The 20,393-nt window shown below is 39.7% G+C and carries 17 protein-coding genes; 12 read left to right on the top strand and 5 right to left on the bottom strand.

The genetic code is table 11. The features are described from left to right. Positions 1 to 236: 236 nt before the first annotated feature. From DRF67_RS19020 to DRF67_RS19005, 4 genes are read right to left on the bottom strand one after another with little or no spacing between them, the layout of a single operon-like run. Positions 237 to 563, bottom strand: a complete 327-nt coding sequence (locus tag DRF67_RS19020; RefSeq protein WP_115929885.1) for an SUF system Fe-S cluster assembly protein — start codon at positions 561 to 563, stop codon at positions 237 to 239. Between the two features lie 3 nt (positions 564 to 566). Next, a complete protein-coding gene (locus tag DRF67_RS19015) occupies positions 567 to 1,268 on the bottom strand; it encodes a 3'-5' exonuclease (protein WP_115929884.1) in 702 nt (233 codons plus the stop codon). Positions 1,269 to 1,284: 16 nt separating this feature from the next. Next, positions 1,285 to 1,632, bottom strand: a complete 348-nt coding sequence (locus tag DRF67_RS19010) for a tRNA-binding protein (RefSeq protein WP_115929883.1) — start codon at positions 1,630 to 1,632, stop codon at positions 1,285 to 1,287. Continuing rightward, on the bottom strand, positions 1,629 to 2,138 hold the full coding sequence (locus DRF67_RS19005) for a hypothetical protein (protein WP_115929882.1): 510 nt from the start codon (positions 2,136 to 2,138) through the stop codon (positions 1,629 to 1,631). The genes DRF67_RS19010 and DRF67_RS19005 overlap by 4 nt, the downstream gene beginning before the upstream one ends. A 181-nt stretch (positions 2,139 to 2,319) precedes the next feature. Here DRF67_RS19005 and DRF67_RS19000 point away from each other — a divergent pair, with 181 nt between their 5' ends. Continuing rightward, positions 2,320 to 3,189: an ATP-grasp domain-containing protein gene (locus tag DRF67_RS19000; RefSeq protein WP_115929881.1), complete on the top strand. Its 870-nt coding sequence runs from the start codon at positions 2,320 to 2,322 to the stop codon at positions 3,187 to 3,189. Between the two features lie 129 nt (positions 3,190 to 3,318). Here DRF67_RS19000 and DRF67_RS18995 read toward each other — a convergent pair whose 3' ends face one another. After that, positions 3,319 to 4,143, bottom strand: coding sequence for a universal stress protein (locus tag DRF67_RS18995; RefSeq protein ID WP_115929880.1), 825 nt, complete (start codon positions 4,141 to 4,143; stop codon positions 3,319 to 3,321). 229 nt (positions 4,144 to 4,372) lie between these two features. Here DRF67_RS18995 and DRF67_RS18990 point away from each other — a divergent pair, with 229 nt between their 5' ends. The 11 genes from DRF67_RS18990 to DRF67_RS18940 all read left to right on the top strand — a co-directional run bounded on the left by DRF67_RS18990 (position 4,373) and on the right by DRF67_RS18940 (position 20,234). Further along, entirely contained in the window at positions 4,373 to 5,491 is a 1,119-nt protein-coding gene (locus DRF67_RS18990; RefSeq protein WP_115929879.1) for a sensor histidine kinase, read from the top strand. Further along, the gene (locus DRF67_RS18985; RefSeq protein ID WP_115929878.1) at positions 5,488 to 6,252 is read left to right on the top strand and encodes a LytR/AlgR family response regulator transcription factor; all 765 of its coding nucleotides are present in this window, start codon (positions 5,488 to 5,490) and stop codon (positions 6,250 to 6,252) included. The genes DRF67_RS18990 and DRF67_RS18985 overlap by 4 nt, the downstream gene beginning before the upstream one ends. A 288-nt stretch (positions 6,253 to 6,540) precedes the next feature. Continuing rightward, positions 6,541 to 7,662: an efflux RND transporter periplasmic adaptor subunit gene (locus DRF67_RS18980; protein ID WP_115929877.1), complete on the top strand. Its 1,122-nt coding sequence runs from the start codon at positions 6,541 to 6,543 to the stop codon at positions 7,660 to 7,662. A 29-nt stretch (positions 7,663 to 7,691) separates the two neighbouring features. Next, the gene (locus tag DRF67_RS18975) at positions 7,692 to 10,850 is read left to right on the top strand and encodes an efflux RND transporter permease subunit (RefSeq protein ID WP_115929876.1); all 3,159 of its coding nucleotides are present in this window, start codon (positions 7,692 to 7,694) and stop codon (positions 10,848 to 10,850) included. Further along, a complete protein-coding gene (locus tag DRF67_RS18970; RefSeq protein WP_115929875.1) occupies positions 10,837 to 12,252 on the top strand; it encodes an efflux transporter outer membrane subunit in 1,416 nt (471 codons plus the stop codon). The genes DRF67_RS18975 and DRF67_RS18970 overlap by 14 nt, the downstream gene beginning before the upstream one ends. A 260-nt stretch (positions 12,253 to 12,512) precedes the next feature. Beyond that, positions 12,513 to 13,088 (top strand): DUF4840 domain-containing protein, encoded by a 576-nt coding sequence (locus DRF67_RS18965; RefSeq protein WP_115929939.1) that lies wholly within the window; start codon positions 12,513 to 12,515, stop codon positions 13,086 to 13,088. 97 nt (positions 13,089 to 13,185) lie between these two features. Next, entirely contained in the window at positions 13,186 to 13,752 is a 567-nt protein-coding gene (locus DRF67_RS18960; protein WP_115929874.1) for an RNA polymerase sigma factor, read from the top strand. Further along, complete coding sequence (locus DRF67_RS18955; protein WP_115929873.1) at positions 13,745 to 15,145, top strand: porin family protein; 1,401 nt, start codon at positions 13,745 to 13,747, stop codon at positions 15,143 to 15,145. The genes DRF67_RS18960 and DRF67_RS18955 overlap by 8 nt, the downstream gene beginning before the upstream one ends. Before the next feature lie 35 nt (positions 15,146 to 15,180). Next, positions 15,181 to 16,143, top strand: coding sequence for a T9SS type A sorting domain-containing protein (locus DRF67_RS18950; protein ID WP_115929872.1), 963 nt, complete (start codon positions 15,181 to 15,183; stop codon positions 16,141 to 16,143). Positions 16,144 to 16,586: 443 nt separating this feature from the next. Continuing rightward, positions 16,587 to 18,122: a YifB family Mg chelatase-like AAA ATPase gene (locus DRF67_RS18945; protein WP_115929871.1), complete on the top strand. Its 1,536-nt coding sequence runs from the start codon at positions 16,587 to 16,589 to the stop codon at positions 18,120 to 18,122. Positions 18,123 to 18,218: 96 nt separating this feature from the next. Further along, complete coding sequence (locus DRF67_RS18940; protein ID WP_115929870.1) at positions 18,219 to 20,234, top strand: hypothetical protein; 2,016 nt, start codon at positions 18,219 to 18,221, stop codon at positions 20,232 to 20,234. The last annotated feature ends 159 nt before the right edge of the window (positions 20,235 to 20,393 follow it).

Here is a 20,393-nt window from a genome sequence, read left to right as displayed (position 1 = left end):
GTAACGCTTATCTAGGACCAGTCAGTTTCTAATATTACTTTTTACCGAGTTGTAGCAATGAGATAATGATAAACCCTATTCCGGTTATAGAAGGAGGCTGAGCCTGCATTTTAGATCCTAAATAAAGCATATACACCCCTAAGAAAGCAAGGAGGATTGCTCCTATCTTTTTTTGCCATGATTATTGAATAATAATTGGTAATATTAATTTTATCTGCATAGGAAATGCTTACTATTTACAGCATTCCCAGTTCAAATTTCGCTTCTTCGCTCATCATATCCTTATTCCAGCTCGGTTCGAATGTAAGCTCTAAATCAACACTGTTTACATGCTCTACTTCTGCTACTTTATCTTTTACTTCCTGTGGAAGGGTTTCTGCAACAGGACAGTTGGGAGTAGTCAGGGTCATTATGATTTTCACATCAGCGTCATCGGAAATCTGTACATCATAAATAAGTCCCAATTCGTAAATGTCTACCGGAATTTCGGGGTCATATACGGTTTTCAGCACCATGATGATTTCCTCACCAATGTCAGCAATTTGATCGTCTGTAAATTTCATTTTTTAATCTAGATTGATATTCCTTTTCAACAAATCTTCCTGACGCATCCGCCGGAAAACATTTGCCAAAGTTAAGACATCTTTTTCACAATAGTCGACAATTCGCTGCAAGTCTTTTTCTATGTAGTAAATTGATGAAACCATTGATCCGTCAATATCATCTTTAGGAGTAGGGATCCCGAAGACATGAGCCAATAATTCCAGGGATACGAAACTTTTATAATCTCCGAATTTCCACAGCTCCATCGTATCTATATGGGGAATCTCCCAGGGTTTTTTGCCAAACATCTGGAAGGGTGCCGGTGGCTGCATTCCATTGATGAGATACCGCCTGGCAATCCACGGAAAGTCAAACTCCTTTCCATTGTGCGCACAGAGAATGACATTATACAGCCTTGGGCTGTTGAAAATTTCGCCAAATTCCTGGAGCATTTTTTTCTCATCATGCCCGGAAAAACTTTTTATTTTCAAAGTTTCGTTTTTTTCTACCATTCCGATGGTGATGCAGATGATTTTTCCAAACTCAGCCATAATGCCGGCTCGCTCGTAAAATTCACCTGCTGAAATATCTTCTTTCCGCTGAAATCTTGTTTTTTTATCCCAGAGATACTGCTCGGTTTCTGATAAATCCTCCCACGAACCAGCCTGTGGAACCGTTTCGATATCAAGAAATAAAACTTTTTCTAATGGTATATTCTGTATCATGTGTGTTTTTTGTTTGTTATCCTACCTGCATACCGTTTTTGGTAGGTAATGATGGGGCTAAAAGAGTAACATCCTTTTTATCTTCTCCGTATAACCCCAGCACAAGGCACTCACTGAAGAAATTGGCGATCTGTTTTTTAGGAAAATTGACCACAGCTAAAATCTGCTTACCTATAAGGTCTTCCTTTTCATACAGGGAAGTGATCTGTGCAGATGATTTACGGATTCCGAGATCTCCGAAATCTATTTCAAGCTGATAAGAAGGATTTCTTGCCTTTTCAAAATCGTTGACTGAGATGATGGTTCCGCAACGGATATCTATTTTCTCAAAATCTGCCCAGGTAATGTCTGGTTTTACGGTCATGGTAATGTGTTAATTAAATGTTCTACTTCTGTTTTCTGTTCTGCGTATTTTTGTTGCAGTGGAGAGTCTTCGCCCATCCTGTTATAATACTCTAAAGCTTTTCCACCAAAGAATCTTTTATGAAAATCAGAGACTTCCGGAACCTGTGGAAATACCTTATGAAAAAGCATTTCATAGTAAGCCTGGAATTCTCTTTCATTTTTATCTTTGATCACTTGCCCGGGAGCTTTCTGCCGTACATGAAGCATTTCGTGTGCGACCATATTCAGGACAAGATTCAGATCAAAATCAAATAAATTTCTCGGAATCATCACCATTTGCGGTCCACCCAGTGCTCCCTCTGCCGTAAGCAGCATGGAAGTAGGAGAGAGTTCCTCCCTGAATCCAAATCCTGCAAAATTATCATGTCCCAGATTGAAAGAATGGATCAGGTAATTGGCGGCATCCAGAATCTGGTTGTGTTCTTTGTACGCATCAAGATGCAGATTCACCTGCTCGAAATTCATATTGAAATAGGTTTTAAACAAATGTATTAAAATATTGAGACTTACAGGGAGGTTTTACCAGGTTTGAGTATGAATTTGGATAAGAAATCGTATTGTACCCCTCAAAATAAAAGCATCTGTGTCTGTGGTGATAGTCCGGTTCTTGCGAACTTTATCTGAGAATTTATTCAAAAAGCAGAATATGAAAATCACAATAGTAGGCTATAAAAAAGAAGAAAGGCTTTCCCAGGGCGTTGCCAATGATGAAGACACGGAGCTGATTCAGTTTTTACTCAATAAAGGACTGGATGTTGTGGCAACGATCTGGAATGACGATGAGGTTGACTGGAGCAGCTTTGATGTCGCTGTTATAAAGTCTCCATGGGATTATCATAACCATCTCCCTGAATTTCTGGACTGGCTAGACAATCTTGAAAAGCTGGGTATTAAGGTTTTGAATCCCATTGAAATGATCCGTTGGAACAGTGATAAGCATTATTTAAAGGATGTGGCTGAAAACGGGCTGCCGGTTATTGCTTCAGACTATCTTGAAAAAGGATCATCTTTTCATCAGCATTTTTTTGATAAGCTGGGTACTGATAAACTGGTTGTAAAACCATGCGTAAGTGCCGGGGCGCAGAATACATTAACAATAAGCAAGGATAATTTTAATGAGTGTTCGGGAGAAATTGATCAGCTTTTGAAAGAGCAGGCCTATATAGTTCAACCCTTTGTGGAAGAAATTAAAAACGGAGAATGGTCGTTTCTGTTCTTTAATGGGAAATACAGCCACTGTGCATTAAAAACTCCCAAACAAGGAGATTTCAGAGTGCAGCATTATCATGGGGGAAGCATCAGCTATCCAACACCTGAACCTTTGCATATTGAACAGGCAGGTGCATATCTGAAAAAATTGCCGCAAGCTATTCTTTATGCCCGGGTAGATGGGGTAGTAATCAACAACTTATTTCAGTTGATGGAGCTGGAGTTAATAGAACCCTACTTATTCTTTAATGGAGATGTAAAGCTATTGGAAAACTATTATCAGGCACTGCAGATTATGATTTCATAAACATCGGTAAACGATCATATAAAAAATGACCGGAAGTGAATTCCGGCCATATCAAACAAGATTAAGTGTAAAATTTAACCTTCAAAGGCAAAAAGGATAATTCAAATGTGTACAGATTTCTATTGATTCCTAATCTATGTTTAATGGTATTGATAGTAATGGTACTTTATTTCTGTAAGCCATAATAGCTGTTTTGCTGCGATGGAAAAGAGATTCTACAAAATTGTATTTATGAGGAATCATGGTCAGAAGATCCGGGTTAGTGAGTTTTAGTTCCGCTTCTATGGCTTTGATAACTTCCATAGACTGGATCATTTTGAAGCTGTATTTGATATCATCCATGTTGTATCCTGAGTTGAGATCAATATCATGAATAACCTCGGTGAAGTCTTCCAGGCTTTCACTTACATTGAATACCTCAATTTCAGAATTGAATTCATGGATGAAATAATAAATATCATTCATCGCTGACCAGGTCATATTCCTGTGTGTATCATAAGCAAAAAGAATTTTCCTTATTCCTGTGTATTCTATATGTGCAGGAACAATCAGTATCGGTTTTTTTATTTTATGGATGGCCCTTGTCACCTTATTTCCCAAAAGCTTTTCTTCCAGGGTTTTTTCTGCCATGCCCATTACAATAAAATCACATTCATGAATACTCAGGCATTTTTCAAGCTCCTCAATAAAATTACCAGACGCAAGATGGTTCCCAGATTCTATTTGGTAGAGAGCGGTAAGATTACTGGCCTTTTGTACCAGTTTATCCTGATTTTTAAGCGTCTGTGCATAAAAGAAATCCGCAGAGACCTGAGCATTGAGTGCATGAATGGAAACATTCTGAAGATGAAAAAGAATGATCTTATAATTATTTTCTTTAGCCAGGGATGCCGCATAATGGGTTGCATTTTCGGCTTCCGGGGAAAAATCTGTGCAGACAATTATTGTTTTCATTGTTCCGGATTTGATAGAGCAAAAATAGAAGAGAAATAAGCCACTATATCATAAAAAGATGGTGATGTTGCATAAAATGATGATGAACTGTATTTTTCTGGTGATGAAACGACCGTTTCATTTTAAGGCTTCTATTTTACGTTTCATATGGACTTTTAGCTGTCTCGGTCCAAATGGACACAGGTCTTATAAAATCTATTTCTATATTTACACTCACAAAATCCAGGATATGAATAGGATTTCTGCTATCAGGAAAAATATAATAAGGAACAAAAAGATCCTCTCTGCCATGAAGAGAAGGCTGGTCATCTGGGTGGTGGCTTTCATTACGTTTTATATTTTTTCTTATCTTATTGATCCGTTTGATCCAGCGTGGCAGATTTATCTGAGGGAGCCCTGGCAGGTGATCGTTGAAGATATTGTTTGGGTTTTTCTTATTTCAGTTCTTATCTCTGAAGTCAGCATATTGATCGACAGAATGCTCAATAAGCTTCTTCCATGGAGAAACAGAACCGTAAAGAGATTACTGATCCAGTGTTTGCTTCAGATCGTGGGAAGCGTACTCATTGTGATGATTATCAATTCTATTATCGACTGTACGTCTGTGAATATACCTGAAATGGATGCGCGTAAAGAGTATACATTACTGGGGCAATGGATCGCTACTAATATTGTCATCTCATTGACGATCAGTGCTTTTAACACCGTTGATTACCTGTTGGAGAACTGGAAAAAAACAGCTATTGAAGCAGCACAGCATAAAGTAAGAGCCTCCAAGCATAAGCAGGCTGCTATGGCTGCGGAGCTTCAGGCACTCAAACTGCAGATAGATCCTCATTTTATTTTTAACAACTTAAGCGTACTTTCTGAGCTTATTCTCGAAGACCAGCAGCTGGGGTACGAGTATTCAGAAAAATTTGCCCGCGTATACCGATACCTGCTGGTGAACTCCAAAAAAGATATCATTGCTGTAGAAGAAGAGCTTAAATTTCTGGAATCCTACATTTTTCTGATTGAAAAAAGAATAGGGGCCGGAGTCGTATTTAAGATTGATATTGAAGATGAATACAGATCCATGTATACGCTTCCGCTATCGTTGCAGCTTTTAGTAGAGAATGCCATCAAGCATAATCAGACCTCAAAAGCCCATCCGCTAGAAATCCATGTCTATACCAATTCCAATAAGGAGCTGGTGGTCTCCAATACTTTTTTACCGCTCATCAATAAGCCGGATTCCTCAGGAGTCGGGCTCAAAAATATTATAGCGAGATATGAGATTTTGGGGTATTCAAAACCCATCATAGAAAAAACTGAACATACGTTTATTGTAAAACTCCCACTGATATGAAGCTGAATAAAATTTTAATAATCGAGGATGAAAAACCCAACGCTGACAGGCTCAAAAGGCTTATCGTAAAACTGAGACCCAACGTTGAAATATTGTCTGTAGAAGATTCAATTACCTCAGCGGTGCATTGGCTTGAAAATAATAGTACTCCGGATATGATCTTAATGGATGTACGGCTGGCAGATGGATTGAGTTTTGAGATTTTTAACAAATTTGAAGTAAGAAGTCCGGTTATTTTTACAACAGCTTATGATGAATATGCCGTGCAAGCCTTTAAATATAACAGTATAGACTATCTTCTGAAGCCGGTAGAGGAAGAGGAGCTTGATATTGCCCTTCGACGCTATGAAACCTTTATAGAAACGGTTCCGTTTGTGGGTGCTGCCATAGAAGGACTGCTGAACTATATTCAGCCGAAAGACTACAGAAAACGCTTTCTGATTGCCCACAGAGATGGCTATAAAACGGTTCTTTCCGAAGATATCTTATACTTCTATACTGAGTTGGGGATCAGTAAGGCAATGCTGACAACAGGAATTGTTGAAAATGTTCCTCAAACGCTGGAAGAGCTTGAAAAACAGCTTGATCCTAAATTCTTTTTCAGGGCCAACAGGCAGTTTATTATCCATATCAATTCTGTAAAACAAATCTTTAATCATTTCAATGGAAAGCTTAAGCTGGAACTCCGGAAGCAGCCGGATCTGGAAGTCATCGTGAGCAGGGAGAAAGCTTCTGTATTCAAATCCTGGATGGATTATTAATGTTAACTGATAAAAATGCAACGGGCCGCCTTAGATAATGCGGCTCTTTTTATACACTTATCTTTTCATTTTTCAAAAGACAGTTTGAAAGGACTGCGTTTGGCAAGCAACCTAAATTATTTCATTTGAAAAGTCTTTTTCCTCTTTTTCAAAGCTTAAATACTGCTTTTCCTTTCATTTTTGCTATCATACGCTTCATCTGCGATTAAGTACGCTTCACCCAAATTCTAAGACAATATCCTTAGTATATGACCTTATTTTGCTGCTGTAAAATTTAAAACCAAAGTTATGAATTACAGAAAAGGATATCTGGTACTTACGCTCATGGTGGCGGCAGTACTTTATTCGTGCGGTTCAGGGAATGGTCAGGAAAATGCCCAGCAGATGCAGCAGGCATTACCCACGGACTTTATCCAGGTGAAATCCGGAGATGCAGATGTTTCTACAGGATACCCGGGAAGTATTGAAGGGCAGGATAATGTAGATATTAAGGCTCAGGTAACAGGTTATCTGGAAGCAGTATATATCAAAGAAGGACAATACGTTAATAAAGGCCAAACCCTGTTCAGAATCAATCCTTCTGTATATAATGAACAGGTGAATACCAATGCCGCTGCACTAAAATCTGCCCTCGCTGCGCAGGAGACAGCAAGACTCGAAGTTGAAAAACTGAAGCCACTGGTTGAAGGAAAGGTTGTATCTGATATGCAGCTGAAAACAGCACAGGCAAGCTATAAGGCGGCATCCGCACAGGTGGCCCAGGCCCAGTCTTCTTTGGGTTCATCAAAGATCAATGCTAATTTTACCTATATCAAAGCACCGGTAAGCGGATACATTGGAAGAATCCCCAACAGGGTAGGCAATCTGATCAGTCCGTCTGATCCTTCACCCCTTACAACCCTGTCAAGCATACACAGTGTGAATGTCTATTTCTCTATGAATGAAGCTGATTTTATTGCTCACAGCAGAGCTCAGAATTCAGGAAATGGTGCGCAAAATGTGGAACTTATTCTGGCAGATGGGTCTACTTATCCGCTACCCGGAAAACTTGAAAATGCAAGCGGAAATTTTGACAGAAATACCGGAAGCATCCAGATGAAAGCCGTTTTCCAGAATCCTGACAAGCTCCTAAGAGCCGGAGGAACCGCAAGGGTAATGATCCACAATGCCTTGAATGGAGTGGTGAAGCTCCCGAAAACATCTGTAAAAGATATTCAGGATAGATTCTTTGTGTACAAACTTAACGGTAAAGACAAAGTGAAAATGACTCAGATTACCGTTTCAGGAAGTACCACTCAGGATTATTTTATAAAAGAAGGGGTGAATGCAGGAGACAAAATTGCGGTGAACAGGATCGATGCGCTTACAGACGGAGCACAGGTGATTGCCAAAGTTGTGCCTTCGAAATAGTTTTATAATCATTCTTAGAAAAGTCAATAATGTTAAAAAAAATAATAGACCGTCCGGTACTGGCGACGGTAATATCCCTTATCATTGTTATTTTAGGGATCATTGGGCTTAATCAGCTGGCCGTGACCAGATTCCCGGATATTTCGCCGCCCACGATCACTGTTTCAGGTTCTTATCCGGGAGGAAACAGTGAAACGGTGATCCGCTCCGTGGTGACGCCACTGGAAGAGCAGATCAACGGGGTTGAAGATATGGAATATATGAAGTCTACTGCCAGTAACGACGGAACGTTCTCTATTTCTATCATCTTCAAACAAGGTGTGAATGCCGATCAGGCCGCTGTAAATGTACAAAACAGGGTACAGCAGGCTACTCCAATCCTGCCGCAGGAAGTGGTACGGATGGGATTGACAACCTCCAAGCAGCAGAACAGTATGGTGCTGATCTTCAATATCTATACTGAAGATAATAAGCAATATGACGAAACCTTCCTGCAGAACTATGCCAATATCAACCTCATCCCGCAGGTGAAAAGAGTAAAAGGTGTAGGACAGGCTATGGTATTCGGAATTAAGGATTATTCCATGAGAATATGGCTGAACCCACAGAAAATGTCATCCTACGGGCTTGAACCTGCCGATGTTTCCAGAGCGATTGCTGACCATAGTTTGGAATCTGCTCCCGGTAAGCTGGGAGAGGAATCTGATGCTGCCCTCGAATACGTGATACGGTACAAAGGGAAGAAAAATAAGCCTGAGCAATATGAAAATATTGTGGTCAAAAATAACGGAACGCAGCTTATCAGGCTCAAAGATGTAGCCAGAGTAGAATTCGGAGCAATTTCCAATACCGGAGACAACCTGTCCAATGGGAAGAATGCAGTTACTGTAGCCATCATGCAGACTACAGGATCCAATGCCAATCAGATTGAAATAGGAGTTAATAAAGCGCTTGACCAATTGTCAAAATCATTCCCTCCGGGTATTAAATACACGAAGGTGATGAGTACGAAAGAAAGGCTGGATGAGGCAACAGGTCAGGTGAAATCTACCCTAATTGAAGCCTTTATCCTTGTGTTTATCGTGGTATTTATCTTTTTACAGGATTTCAGATCTACGATTATTCCTGCAGTGGCTGTTCCGGTAGCAATTATAGGAACCTTCTTTTTCCTCTTGGTATTAGGATTTACCATCAATGTGCTGACGCTTTTTGCGCTTGTCCTTGCGATCGGAATTGTAGTAGATGACGCTATTGTGGTGGTAGAAGCTGTACACAGTAATATGGAAGGAACAGACCTTTCGGGTAGAGAGGCTACCCATAAGGCGATGAGCGAGATTACTGGAGCTGTAATTTCCATTACCCTGGTCATGTCGGCCGTATTTATCCCTATTGGATTTATGTCTGGTTCGGCAGGATTATTTTATAAGCAGTTTGCTTATACATTAGCAATAGCCATTATTATTTCGGCAGTTAATGCCCTTACCCTGACACCGGCTTTATGTGCTGTATTTTTGAAAAACAGTCATGCGGGAGAAGGAGAAAAGACGAAAGGATTCGGACAGAGATTCGCCGTAGCCTTTAATGCAGGTTTCAATAATATGACCAACCGCTATGCAAAAGGAGTACGGTTTTTAATAGGGCGCAAATGGATTGCTGCCGGACTGGTTGTAGGAATTATTGGAATCGCGGGATGGCTGATGTCCAGTACACCCAAGAGTTTTGTACCGATGGAAGATGACGGTTTCTTCATGTACACTCTAAGCATGCCACCGGGAACTGCACTGACAAAGACTACAGAGGTTTCTAATAAGATCAATGCAATTTTAAAGGAAGTGGAAGCTGTTCAGGAGAATACCTCCATTACAGGGTATAACCTTTTAAGCAACAGCGCGGGCCCCGCTTATGCAATGGGGTTCGTGAAACTGAAACCTAAAAAGGAAAGAGGAGCGGTTCAGGATATTCAGGAAATTGTGGATATAGCCAGCGGAAAACTTGCTGCTATTAAAGAAGGAAGTGTCATGACGTTCAGAATGCCTCCGGTAGAAGGATATGGGATGACGAACGATGCAGAAATCGTCCTTCAGGACCGTATGGGACGAGACCCACAGGTGCTTAAAGCCAAAGCGGATGAACTTATCGGCCAGTTGATGCAGGTTCCGGAAGTAGGATTCGCTTACACAATGTTCCGGGCAGATTATCCTCAGATGGAGCTGGAAGTCAATGAAGATAAGGCTAAGCAGCTGGGAGTGAGTATTTCCAATCTCCTGGGAACTGTTCAGACCTATTTTTCCGGAGATCAGTCCCAGAACTTTTCAAGATTTGGAAAATTTTACCGGGTTAATATCAAGGCAGATGGTGTTTTCCGAATGGATGAGCAGGCGTTCAATGATATTTTTGTGAAGAATGAGAAAGGAGATATGGTGCCGGTTAATACACTGATCACCTTGAAAAAAGTCTATGGTCCTGAATCTGTACAACGTTATAATCTGTATAATTCCCTAAATATCAATGTATCTCCTAAACCGGGTGTAAGTAATGGGGAACTGATGGATAAGCTTGAACAGACGCTAAGCAAACTGCCTTCGGACTACAGCTATGAATGGACAGGTCTGAGTCTGGAAGAAAAATCAGCGGGAAACCAGACAATTGCCATCTTTGGACTGTGTCTGCTGTTTGTATATCTGCTTCTTGCGGCTCAATATGAAAGCTATATTCTTCCTTTAGCAGTAATGCTTTCGATCCCGACAGGTATTGTGGGAGCCTTTCTGGGGATAAAAGCAATCGGACTGGATAATAACATCTATGTACAGGTAGGATTAATTATGCTTATTGGTCTGCTTGCCAAAAATGCAATTCTTATTGTAGAGTTTGCGATCCAGAGAAGAAAAGCAGGGCTTTCTATTTTGGATTCGGCACTGGAAGGGGCTAAAGCGAGGTTACGCCCAATTATCATGACTTCACTTGCCTTTATTGTAGGGATGATTCCATTGATGGTTTCCAGCGGAGGAATGGCTTCCGGGAATAAATCGATCAGTACAAGCGCAGCGATAGGAATGCTGAGCGGAGTTGTTTTAGGCGTTTTTGTAATACCTGTATTATACATGTTTTTCCAGTATCTGGATGAGAAGTTTTCTTCGAAAAAGAAATATGCTACAACACAAAATCAATTGACAAATGACAGTATTTAATATAAAAAATTTCCTTGTTTCAGGCGCAATGGCATCACTAATGGTGTCTTGTGCCGTAGGGAAAAAATATGCCAGAACGGATCTTCAGGTACCGGAAACCTATAAAGAATCTGTACAGGTAACAGGAGATACCATCGTGCTCCCCTGGAAAACTTTTTTCAAGGATCCCCAACTGATCGGGCTGATAGATAAGGCATTGGCACGGAACAATGAAGTACATATAGCCCTGAAAAATATAGAACAGCTGGATCTTATCTACAAACAGGCTAAGCTGTCCCTTCTGCCGACTCTGGACTTCACGGCAGGTGCCAATAGAAGCTGGGCTTCCCGGAATACGCTTAACGGATCTCTGAACGAACAGTTCATAGGAACCACGCACCTGGATGACTTCAGTGCCGCATTACGACTTTCCTGGGAAGTGGATATCTGGGGAAAAGCCAAAATGCAGAAAGAATCGGCGGCGGCAGAATATTTTGCACAGAAAGAAAATATGAATGCGATCAAAAGCAGGATTATCGTACAGGTAGCTCAGGCGTACTACAACCTGATAAGCCTTGATGAGCAGCTAAAAATTGCGGAGCAGAACATCGAATTGAGTGATCATACCCTTAAAATGATGCACCTTCAGTTTACAGCAGGACAGATCAATTCTTTGGCCGTGCAGCAGTCGGAAGCACAGAAGAAAACGGCTGAGCTGTTGATCCCTCTTGCAAAGCAGAATATTTCAATTCAGGAAAATGCTTTAAGTATCCTTTGCGGGGAATATCCCGGGAAAATCGAAAGACGGGGAGATCTTAAGGCAATGATTCCGGAAAATAAACTCTCGGCAGGATTACCGGCTCAGCTGTTGAGCCGGAGGCCGGATGTAAAGGCTGCGGAACTGAATGTTATCAGTCTGAACTCAAAAACGGGACTGGCTAAAGTGGCTATGTATCCGAGTATAAGTCTGAGTCCTCAGATAGGGGTGAATTCCAATACATTCAGCTCTTGGTTTGATATTCCCGGATCTATTACTAAAGCTATTGCGGCAAATCTTGCAGCTCCTGTTTTTCAAAAAAAACAGTTGAGAACAGCCTACGAAACCGCTCTGATTGAACAGGAAAAGGCAGCCATTAACTTTAAACAGTCAGTCATGATTGCCGTGGCAGAAGTATCTGATGCCATGGCAAAATCTAACGGATCTGCTGAACGGCTGGTTCTTTTAGAGCAGCGAACGCTCATCCTGGATAAAGGGATTAATGATGCGCTCAAGCTGTATAAAAGCGGAATGGCTACCTACCTGGAAGTGATCACAGCACAGAACAATAAGCTTCAGAATGATCTGGAGGCCATCAATGTAACGCTTGAGAGATTAAACGCTGAGGTGGATCTGTACAGGGCATTGGGAGGAGGAATAAAATAAATCTGAAATATCAATAAAAAGGAAGCTGCCATATTCAGCTTCCTTTTTGTTTTCGTACCTATAATGATAAAAAATCAATAGCCGGCTTTTTCTTCTGCCCTGCATTAATCCTCTTTTATTTGCGTTTTTATGTACTGTAAATCAGGTGTTTGTAAATAAATTTCTTTTTTTTTAAGATTTCATGCAAGATTTTTCAAAAATTGGATTTATATAAATGAGTACTCGAAAATAAAGAAATGTTTAATGAAAAAAATAATGTAATGAAAAAATTTACAGTACCTCAGTTATTAAAAATGTTTGTCATTCTGTTGGTAGGTTTTACTTTATCATCATGCAGTCTGGATAATCCTGATATACCACCGGTAAAGCTGGAGAACCTGCCAGGTAATTATAAAGGAAGGCTCATTACCATCCAGGGTGAAATAAAGAAAGAGTCTATCAGAAGCTTTAAAGTAAAAAAAGATACCATAACGTTTGAAGAGTTTCCTATCAATGAGATCGTAAAAACAGTTGTAAAGGATCCGGTGAAAGCTGAAGCAGCTTTAAAAGCATTAGGAAAGGTAAAGTATAACCTTCAATATAAAGCATCAATAAATACACCCAACAATGTATTGGAGCTGGTTTTTGCCCCGGAAACCCTTACTTTACAAATTCCGGTAGACGGAACCACTAAGAAAACGGTTGTTACATTAGCAGCCAAGCAGAAAGGGTTCTATGTAGGGATGGACGGATCACTGAGGTTTTCTCTGATCGCTGAGAAAATTACTGTAGATGATGCAGTACTCAATCCTTATGAGGCTATTAATTATAACTTTCCATTCTGTATAAAGAGTTAATTAATAGATTTGGCTTAAATGGATTGTGTTGTACAAGATACAATCTATTTTTGCTTTGAAATTTAAATCAATATTCAATCGGATACGGCAGCAGTACATGGACGAAAGTAAAGAACAGATTTTGGTAACGCACCTTCTCCGGAAGGAGGAAGCCGCATGGAAAGAGCTTTTTGGTGCTTATTCCGGAAATCTGACCTATGTCTGTTCACGGTATATCTCTGAAAAGGAAGATGTTCATGATGTGCTTCAGAATAGCTTTATCAGGATGTTCCGATCCATTGATTCCTTTGAATACCGGGGAAACGGGTCTTTAAAAGCCTGGATGACACGGATTGTCATCAATGAATCTCTGAAATACATCAGAGAAAAGGGAGATTTTAAATCGGCTCTTGAAGTAGACGATCTTCCTGACTTGCCAGATGATGAAGATCCGGATTTTGAGGAAATTCCACGGGATGATATTATGAAAATGATCAAGGCTCTTCCGGAAGGCTATAGAACAGTTTTTAATCTGTATGTATTTGAGAAAAAGAGCCATAAAGAGATTGCAGGGCTTTTGGGGATTGCAGAAAATTCTTCCGCATCACAGTTTCACCGTGCAAAAGGACTGCTTGTTCAGAAAATAAAAGAGTTTAAAACGTCAAAAAAAGCACAATATGAATAATGAATGGTTAAATAACCTGCGCAGCAGAATGGAAGACCATGAAGAGGAGGTTCCTGACGGGTTGTGGGATGATATCAGGGATGAATTGTTTTCAGAAAAGAATGAGAATAATATCGTGGCTGGTATCGCTCCTGAGGTTCATCATGAAGTGGATAAGCCGAAAGGAGACGTCGGGAAAACAATGGGGAACAGATCTTTATTCTATCGCATCGGAGGTATGGCAGCAGCGATTGCAGTGCTTTTTTTGACATTAAAATTATGGACCGGGTATGACGATCATTTGCATTCCACAAAGCGTGTCGCTTCTAAGAAAGAACACAGGAACGAGTCCGCTTTGGAGACTCCAGAGAAAAAGATAGATACAAAGGGTGAAGAACACCCTGGTAAGCAAACTCCTTTAGCACAAAGTAAAGTAGGCGCAATGTATGAGCATAGAGTCTTACTGCATAAAAGAGATGAAATACAGCAGGAGAAGACCTCCGAAAAAAATGATCTGAAACAGGAAAGTTCAATTATTGGGAAAGTTCCTGAGAGAATAACTCTGGAGAATAGATTCTCGGAGCAAGCCGTTCGTGAACAGCAATCGATCGATATACAGACCAAAGAGGAGTATAAATCTTTATTTGAAAAAACGGAATTAAAGGAAATTTATGCTCGTAATACCCCTAAAAAAGAGGATAAGAATAAGGCTAAAAAATCATGGATGCTGAGTATGCTGACAGGAAATGTATCTTCCAATTCCGCAGAGCAACAGTTTCCGGGTTATGCTTCAATCAATGGAAAACCTATGAATATTGAGCAGGTGTGGATTGCTTCGCAATATGGGGATGATCCTCTTACAGAAATATTACTGGCCAATCAAAGTCATCCGGTAGAGGCTAGAATAAGACATAAAGTGCCCGTAACCTTCGGACTTTCCGTGTACTACAGCCTGGGAAAAAAATGGGGAATAGGAACTGGCCTGAATTATACAAAGCTAGCTTCTGAGCTGCATTCCGGAAGTACTGCCAATTATATCAAAGAAGATCAGACGATTCATTATGTAGGAATTCCTGTCCAGGTCAATTACAACCTTATCCGAAAAGGAAGATTTACAGGATACGTCACAGGAGGAGCACTGGTAGAAAAGCCTATTTCAGGAAAGATTACCACAACCTATGTGGTGAATGATGAGGTAAAGGAAAGTTCAAAGGAGCGCTTGGATCATAAACCTTTACAGTTCTCTGTTAATTCAGCGGTAGGACTTCAGTTAAAAATCATTGACCGGCTGGGAGTTTATGCCGAACCCGGGATAGGATATCATTTCAGGGAAGAAAATGCCCCCAACACCATTTATAAGGAGAAACCTCTGCATTTCAATGTGAAATTCGGTGTCCGGCTCCTGATCGACTAAGATCAACAAAAAAACCAAACCTTAAATGTTTATATATGAAAACAAAACTAATTTTTTTAGGACTCCTGTTTTTCAGTTTTCTGACGATACAGGCACAGTGCAGTCCCACCGTAACAAGCCCGAGGTTGGGATTGAAATATGCAAATACGATCCTGTTCTGTAATGTAGAAGATGAAATCCTCTCTACACAGGCGTACGACACGTACCAATGGTACAAGCAACAATGGACCTGGCAAACGCCCAATACCAATCCTTGGGAACCGATTGCCGGAGCCACTTCACAACAATTAACGGTGAACGGAAACGATCAGCTGAATTATTTTAAAGTAATTGTTACCCAGGGCGACTGTACCGCGGAAAGCCCGGCTGTTTTTGCTGACGGTTTTGTATATGGGCTTCCTGCTATGATGTCCACATATACCCCTGGCACCTATCAGGAAGTTGGTATGGGTGAAGTGAATGTCTGTAACGGAGCATCTGTAAAATTCGATGACATCTTCCCAGCTGTATATGGCACGCATACCTGGTTTAAATGTGTTCCATCCAGCAATCCTCCTACAGCTGGAGATCCATGCATCATTCCAGGGGCCACAGGAGATACTTATGTTGCTACCGCTTCCGGGGAATATGGATTCTATGCCTGTACAGAATATTGTCCTGATCAGTGCGAGATTCTGGATCCGTTTGCATTTGTAAAGCTGCATTTCGGGAACTGGGACTTTTGTGAAAACCTGGCTACGGGAGAAACAAAAGTAAAGGATAACAATCTGAAAATATATCCGAACCCGGCCGCACAGTTTCTGTACATTGGAAAAGAATCGGATAAGGCCTATCCTGAGGTAACCATCATTGATATGTCCGGAAAAGTTGTACTGCAGAAAAACAATCACAGCTATCAGCAGGCGATTGATGTAAATCACCTGGTGCCGGGTACTTATATCATTGTTTCCAAAGATTCAAAAGGGAATGTATACAGAAATAAGTTGATCAAAAAATAGGATTAAATAATTTGAGTTAAGGCACTAAAACTTTTTAAAAAGGATGCGGATGCCGGAAGAGAGCAAGTCTTTGATCAAAGAAATCTAAATGCTGTTGATTTTAATACATTAACTATGTTATTCTCTGTTAAATGACTGTCACTATTACCCCTTATTTCAGCAGCATTCTCTTCTGGCTATCCTGCTTCCGGATTGGAACTTTTAGATGCATTAAAGCGCAGATGAAGTAATCTTTTCATTAGTTTTTAATAATGGTTAGGCCGGTACCCAATGGGTGCCGGCTTATTTGTTCACAGTAGAAAAGAATATTCTTTATGGGGCTGTGAAGCAGGATGTTTTTCATAAATATATTTTTAAAAAAATCATTTTTATAGAAAGTTATCAACATAAGTGTTGGATTTTCAAAATGGTATATTGATTATTTTTATCATAAAAACACATCCATGCTGATTAAAATTTATGGCAGTGCTATTCATGGAGTTGCTGCTCAAACGATTACCATTGAAGTCAATGTAGATACCGGTGGAGTAGGCTATCATTTGGTAGGCCTTCCCGATAATGCGATTAAGGAAAGCAGTTACAGGATTTCTGCGGCCTTAAAAAATGTAGGTTATAAAATTCCCGGAAAGAAAATTACCATCAATATGGCTCCTGCAGACCTCAGAAAAGAAGGGTCAGCGTATGATCTCAGTATTGCTGTTGGTATTCTGGCGGCGTCCGGCCAGATTTCAGGAGAGGAGATTCAACATTATATTATTATGGGGGAGCTTTCTCTGGATGGGAGTTTACAGCCTATCAAAGGTGTTCTTCCCATTGCGATCCAGGCCCGGGAAGAAGGCTTTAAAGGAATTATCCTTCCGATGCAGAATGCCAGAGAAGCTGCTATTGTAAATGATCTGGATGTCTATGGAGTAGAAAACATCAAAGAAGTGATCGACTTTTTCAACGAAGGAAAGATGATCAACAAAATGACTTTAGATACCAGGAAAGAATTTAATGAAAAAATCAATGATTTTCCATTTGATTTCTCTGAAGTAAAAGGGCAGGAAACGGCCAAGCGGGCTATGGAAGTGGCTGCTGCGGGTGGACACAATATCATTCTGATCGGGCCTCCCGGGAGTGGGAAAACAATGCTGGCCAAAAGAGTTCCGGGGATCTTACCGCCGCTCACCTTAAAAGAAGCATTGGAAACCACCAAGATACATTCTGTAGCAGGGAAGATCGGGACCGAGGCTTCATTAATGACTGTCCGCCCCTTCAGATCACCTCATCATACCATTTCAGATGTTGCTTTGGTAGGGGGAGGAAGCTATCCGCAGCCCGGAGAAATTTCCCTTGCCCATAACGGAGTCCTGTTTCTTGATGAGATGCCCGAATTCAAGCGGACAGTGCTTGAAGTGATGAGACAGCCCCTGGAAGACCGTGAAGTCACCATTTCACGGGCAAGGTTTACCGTAAACTATCCGGCAAGCTTTATGCTGGTCGCCTCTATGAATCCCAGTCCTAGCGGCTTTTTTCCCGACGATCCCAACAATACTTCGTCCGTATATGAAATGCAACGATATATGAATAAGCTTTCTGGGCCACTTCTGGATAGGATTGATATTCATATTGAAGTTCAGAAAGTTGAATTTGAACAGCTTTCTGAAAAAAGGAAGGGCGAAAAAAGCGAAGACATAAGAGAAAGGGTTATTAAAGCACGGGACATTCAGAATGAGAGGTATAAGGATCTTGATATCAGCAGTAATGCTCAAATTGGTCCCAAACAAATTGAGGCCTTTTGTGAACTGGATGAAACTTCTTTTCACCTCATAAAGCTGGCGATGGAAAAACTCAATCTTTCAGCAAGAGCTTATGACAGAATACTGAAAGTCGCCAGAACGATCGCTGATCTTGAAGAATCCGAGAAGATTCTTTCCCATCATATCTCCGAGGCGATACAATACCGAAGTCTGGACAGGGAATTTTGGAACGGTTGAACTAGGCATAAATAAATAAGATTAAATCTTGTTAATGTTAAAAAGGGTAGTGCTTTTTATATTATCGGTATATTTATTCTAATAAGTTTTTATAATATGAATACAGTAGATACGATTTTAGAATTAAGATCCTTGGTTGGAACGAGCGGAGATAGTGTTACACTTTTAGGCTATTATGAAAAAGGGGATAAACACCCCATAACTTACTACTTTAAATCAGGTAATTTTATTGATGACGGGGGAAGTGTTATCGTTCTTTCAAATGCATCATCTGCCGGTGCCTGGGTTACTACCTTTAGTGATACGGTTTTTATTGAACATTTTGGAGTCTCTGAAACGAATCCCAATAATTCACAGAGTATGTTAAATGCAATTAAGCTTAATAAAAAATTGATAAGCATTGAAAGTAAGAGGTATTTAATAGACTCCACCATTATTGTTACAACAGATATTGATTTAAGTTTAGGGAAGGATACTGTTTTTTATTCTTTACCTATAACAGCTTCTGGCCTTGAAGCAAGAAGCATCTTTAAAATAGGCAATACAAAATTTGTAAGTTTAAAAGGAATCTTTGATGGTGGCTATATTCTGAATGGTGTTGTCCAAGGACTTCCTCGGGCAGCAGGTAGCTCTTCCGCACTTATACAAATCACCGATTGCACAGAAGTAATGCTTACCATTCAAATCCAGAATTTTGCCTCTAATTGGGGGGCTGCAACTTTTGAAGCATTATTAAATTATGGAGCAATATATGTCAGAAAATGCACGAATGTAAAGTGTCTGTCCTCCAGCTTAACTACATCCAGGATCGAAGGGTTTGTATTTTTAGAAAATGATAATGTTACAGTAGATGGGTTCAAATCTGTAAATAATATTGGGATATGGACTCCCTTGCACTGCTTTTGTAACAATAGAGTAGAAGTTATGAACTGTTCAATTAACCAGCCAATCGATACAAAAGGATCAACTATTAATAGCTATAATAATTTCACCAGTTTTGATAATAACTTTATTGAGGGAGGAGTAGGAATTGATTTTAGTTGGGAGCTGTTAATGGACACGACTCCATTTAACATAACTCCAGTAAAAATAATAATCAAAAACAATATAATTAAGAATTGTGACTCTATTTTGACTGCGATACGTTATTCTTATGAGAAAAAGAAATTATATGTGGGTGTCTTTCAGAATTATTTTGAGAACACAGGGAGGGCTATTAATAAGCTGGTTGGAGTAATAAGGGTTGATGCTTGTGAAAAGCTGGATATTTGTTTTAACATAGCGAAAACTTCCTTCGGATTCCATGGCTTTTTCCAGTCAATTGGTAACTTAGATTATGTTAATATAAGCAGCAACTTGGTGTCCTCTGATTTTTTCATTCGGCTTACTCAGATTATAGATAATAAATATGGAATTGTCAATATAAATAACAATATTTTTAATGCGTTGCCCTTAAATGGGAGAAATGATTCAAGTGCGAATTCTTTTTCATCATTTGCTTATGTTAGTACAAATCAGCCTGCAGATACATTGATATTTAATAAGAATAGTATTACAGCAGAAGGAAGAGTGTTTTGGTTTGTAGGAGGAGAAACGATTAATAAAATACAGGTAATGGAAAATGTTATTAAATCTCCTCATAAAATTAGTTATCTGATATCGAATGTTAATGAGATTATAATGCATAAAAACAGCTCCTTTAATTGTGATATTTTCTCAGTAATAGCAAACTTAAATAACAGTACCCTTGATATCAGAGAAAATAATGAGTTTTCAGATATAACCAAAAGCAAAGGGATGTTCAATAGTATATCTGGCTCAGTGAAGACCTTTACATTTATTAAAAATAAATTTAATGTTCCTAATCCCAATACATTTGGAATTATAAATAATGTAAATAGCGTAACTAACGTTGTAGAAAAAGATGTCAGAGATAATATTCCTGAAGTGTCTCAGACTAAGATTTTATTTTCATCTACAAAATACGGGAATACATTAAATAGGCCTACGAATAAGGTTCTTGCTTATGATGGATATTATGATACGGATATCAATAAATATATAATTTGGGACGGGACGAATTGGAGAGATAGTTTAGGAAATGTTGTATAAATAAAGGAATTAACGAAATAAAAAAACCGTGAAATAAAATTCCACGGTTTTAAAAATATAGGTAGTATCTCACTAACTGTGTAAGTTAAAAAGTTATTCTGGAAAATTTTGAGCCCTTACAGCTCAAAAAATTTTACGGAAATAACTTTTTATTATTTT

Source organism: Chryseobacterium pennipullorum (assembly GCF_003384725.1).
Classification (GTDB): Bacteria; Bacteroidota; Bacteroidia; order Flavobacteriales; family Weeksellaceae; genus Chryseobacterium; species Chryseobacterium pennipullorum.
The sequence above is the reverse complement of the archived record's forward strand: the minus strand, read 5'-3'. Positions and strand labels throughout refer to the sequence as shown.

What these genes read in the sequence shown, in the direction of transcription:
- DRF67_RS19020 (WP_115929885.1), bottom strand. Translation starts at nt 563, where the DNA reads ATGAAATTTACAGACGATCAAATTGCTGACATTGGTGAGGAAATCATC.
- DRF67_RS19015 (WP_115929884.1), bottom strand. Translation starts at nt 1,268, where the DNA reads ATGATACAGAATATACCATTAGAAAAAGTTTTATTTCTTGATATCGAA.
- DRF67_RS19010 (WP_115929883.1), bottom strand. Translation starts at nt 1,632, where the DNA reads ATGACCGTAAAACCAGACATTACCTGGGCAGATTTTGAGAAAATAGAT.
- DRF67_RS19005 (WP_115929882.1), bottom strand. Translation starts at nt 2,138, where the DNA reads ATGAATTTCGAGCAGGTGAATCTGCATCTTGATGCGTACAAAGAACAC.
- DRF67_RS19000 (WP_115929881.1), top strand. Translation starts at nt 2,320, where the DNA reads ATGAAAATCACAATAGTAGGCTATAAAAAAGAAGAAAGGCTTTCCCAG.
- DRF67_RS18995 (WP_115929880.1), bottom strand. Translation starts at nt 4,143, where the DNA reads ATGAAAACAATAATTGTCTGCACAGATTTTTCCCCGGAAGCCGAAAAT.
- DRF67_RS18990 (WP_115929879.1), top strand. Translation starts at nt 4,373, where the DNA reads ATGAATAGGATTTCTGCTATCAGGAAAAATATAATAAGGAACAAAAAG.
- DRF67_RS18985 (WP_115929878.1), top strand. Translation starts at nt 5,488, where the DNA reads ATGAAGCTGAATAAAATTTTAATAATCGAGGATGAAAAACCCAACGCT.
- DRF67_RS18980 (WP_115929877.1), top strand. Translation starts at nt 6,541, where the DNA reads ATGAATTACAGAAAAGGATATCTGGTACTTACGCTCATGGTGGCGGCA.
- DRF67_RS18975 (WP_115929876.1), top strand. Translation starts at nt 7,692, where the DNA reads ATGTTAAAAAAAATAATAGACCGTCCGGTACTGGCGACGGTAATATCC.
- DRF67_RS18970 (WP_115929875.1), top strand. Translation starts at nt 10,837, where the DNA reads ATGACAGTATTTAATATAAAAAATTTCCTTGTTTCAGGCGCAATGGCA.
- DRF67_RS18965 (WP_115929939.1), top strand. Translation starts at nt 12,513, where the DNA reads ATGAAAAAATTTACAGTACCTCAGTTATTAAAAATGTTTGTCATTCTG.
- DRF67_RS18960 (WP_115929874.1), top strand. Translation starts at nt 13,186, where the DNA reads ATGGACGAAAGTAAAGAACAGATTTTGGTAACGCACCTTCTCCGGAAG.
- DRF67_RS18955 (WP_115929873.1), top strand. Translation starts at nt 13,745, where the DNA reads ATGAATAATGAATGGTTAAATAACCTGCGCAGCAGAATGGAAGACCAT.
- DRF67_RS18950 (WP_115929872.1), top strand. Translation starts at nt 15,181, where the DNA reads ATGAAAACAAAACTAATTTTTTTAGGACTCCTGTTTTTCAGTTTTCTG.
- DRF67_RS18945 (WP_115929871.1), top strand. Translation starts at nt 16,587, where the DNA reads ATGCTGATTAAAATTTATGGCAGTGCTATTCATGGAGTTGCTGCTCAA.
- DRF67_RS18940 (WP_115929870.1), top strand. Translation starts at nt 18,219, where the DNA reads ATGAATACAGTAGATACGATTTTAGAATTAAGATCCTTGGTTGGAACG.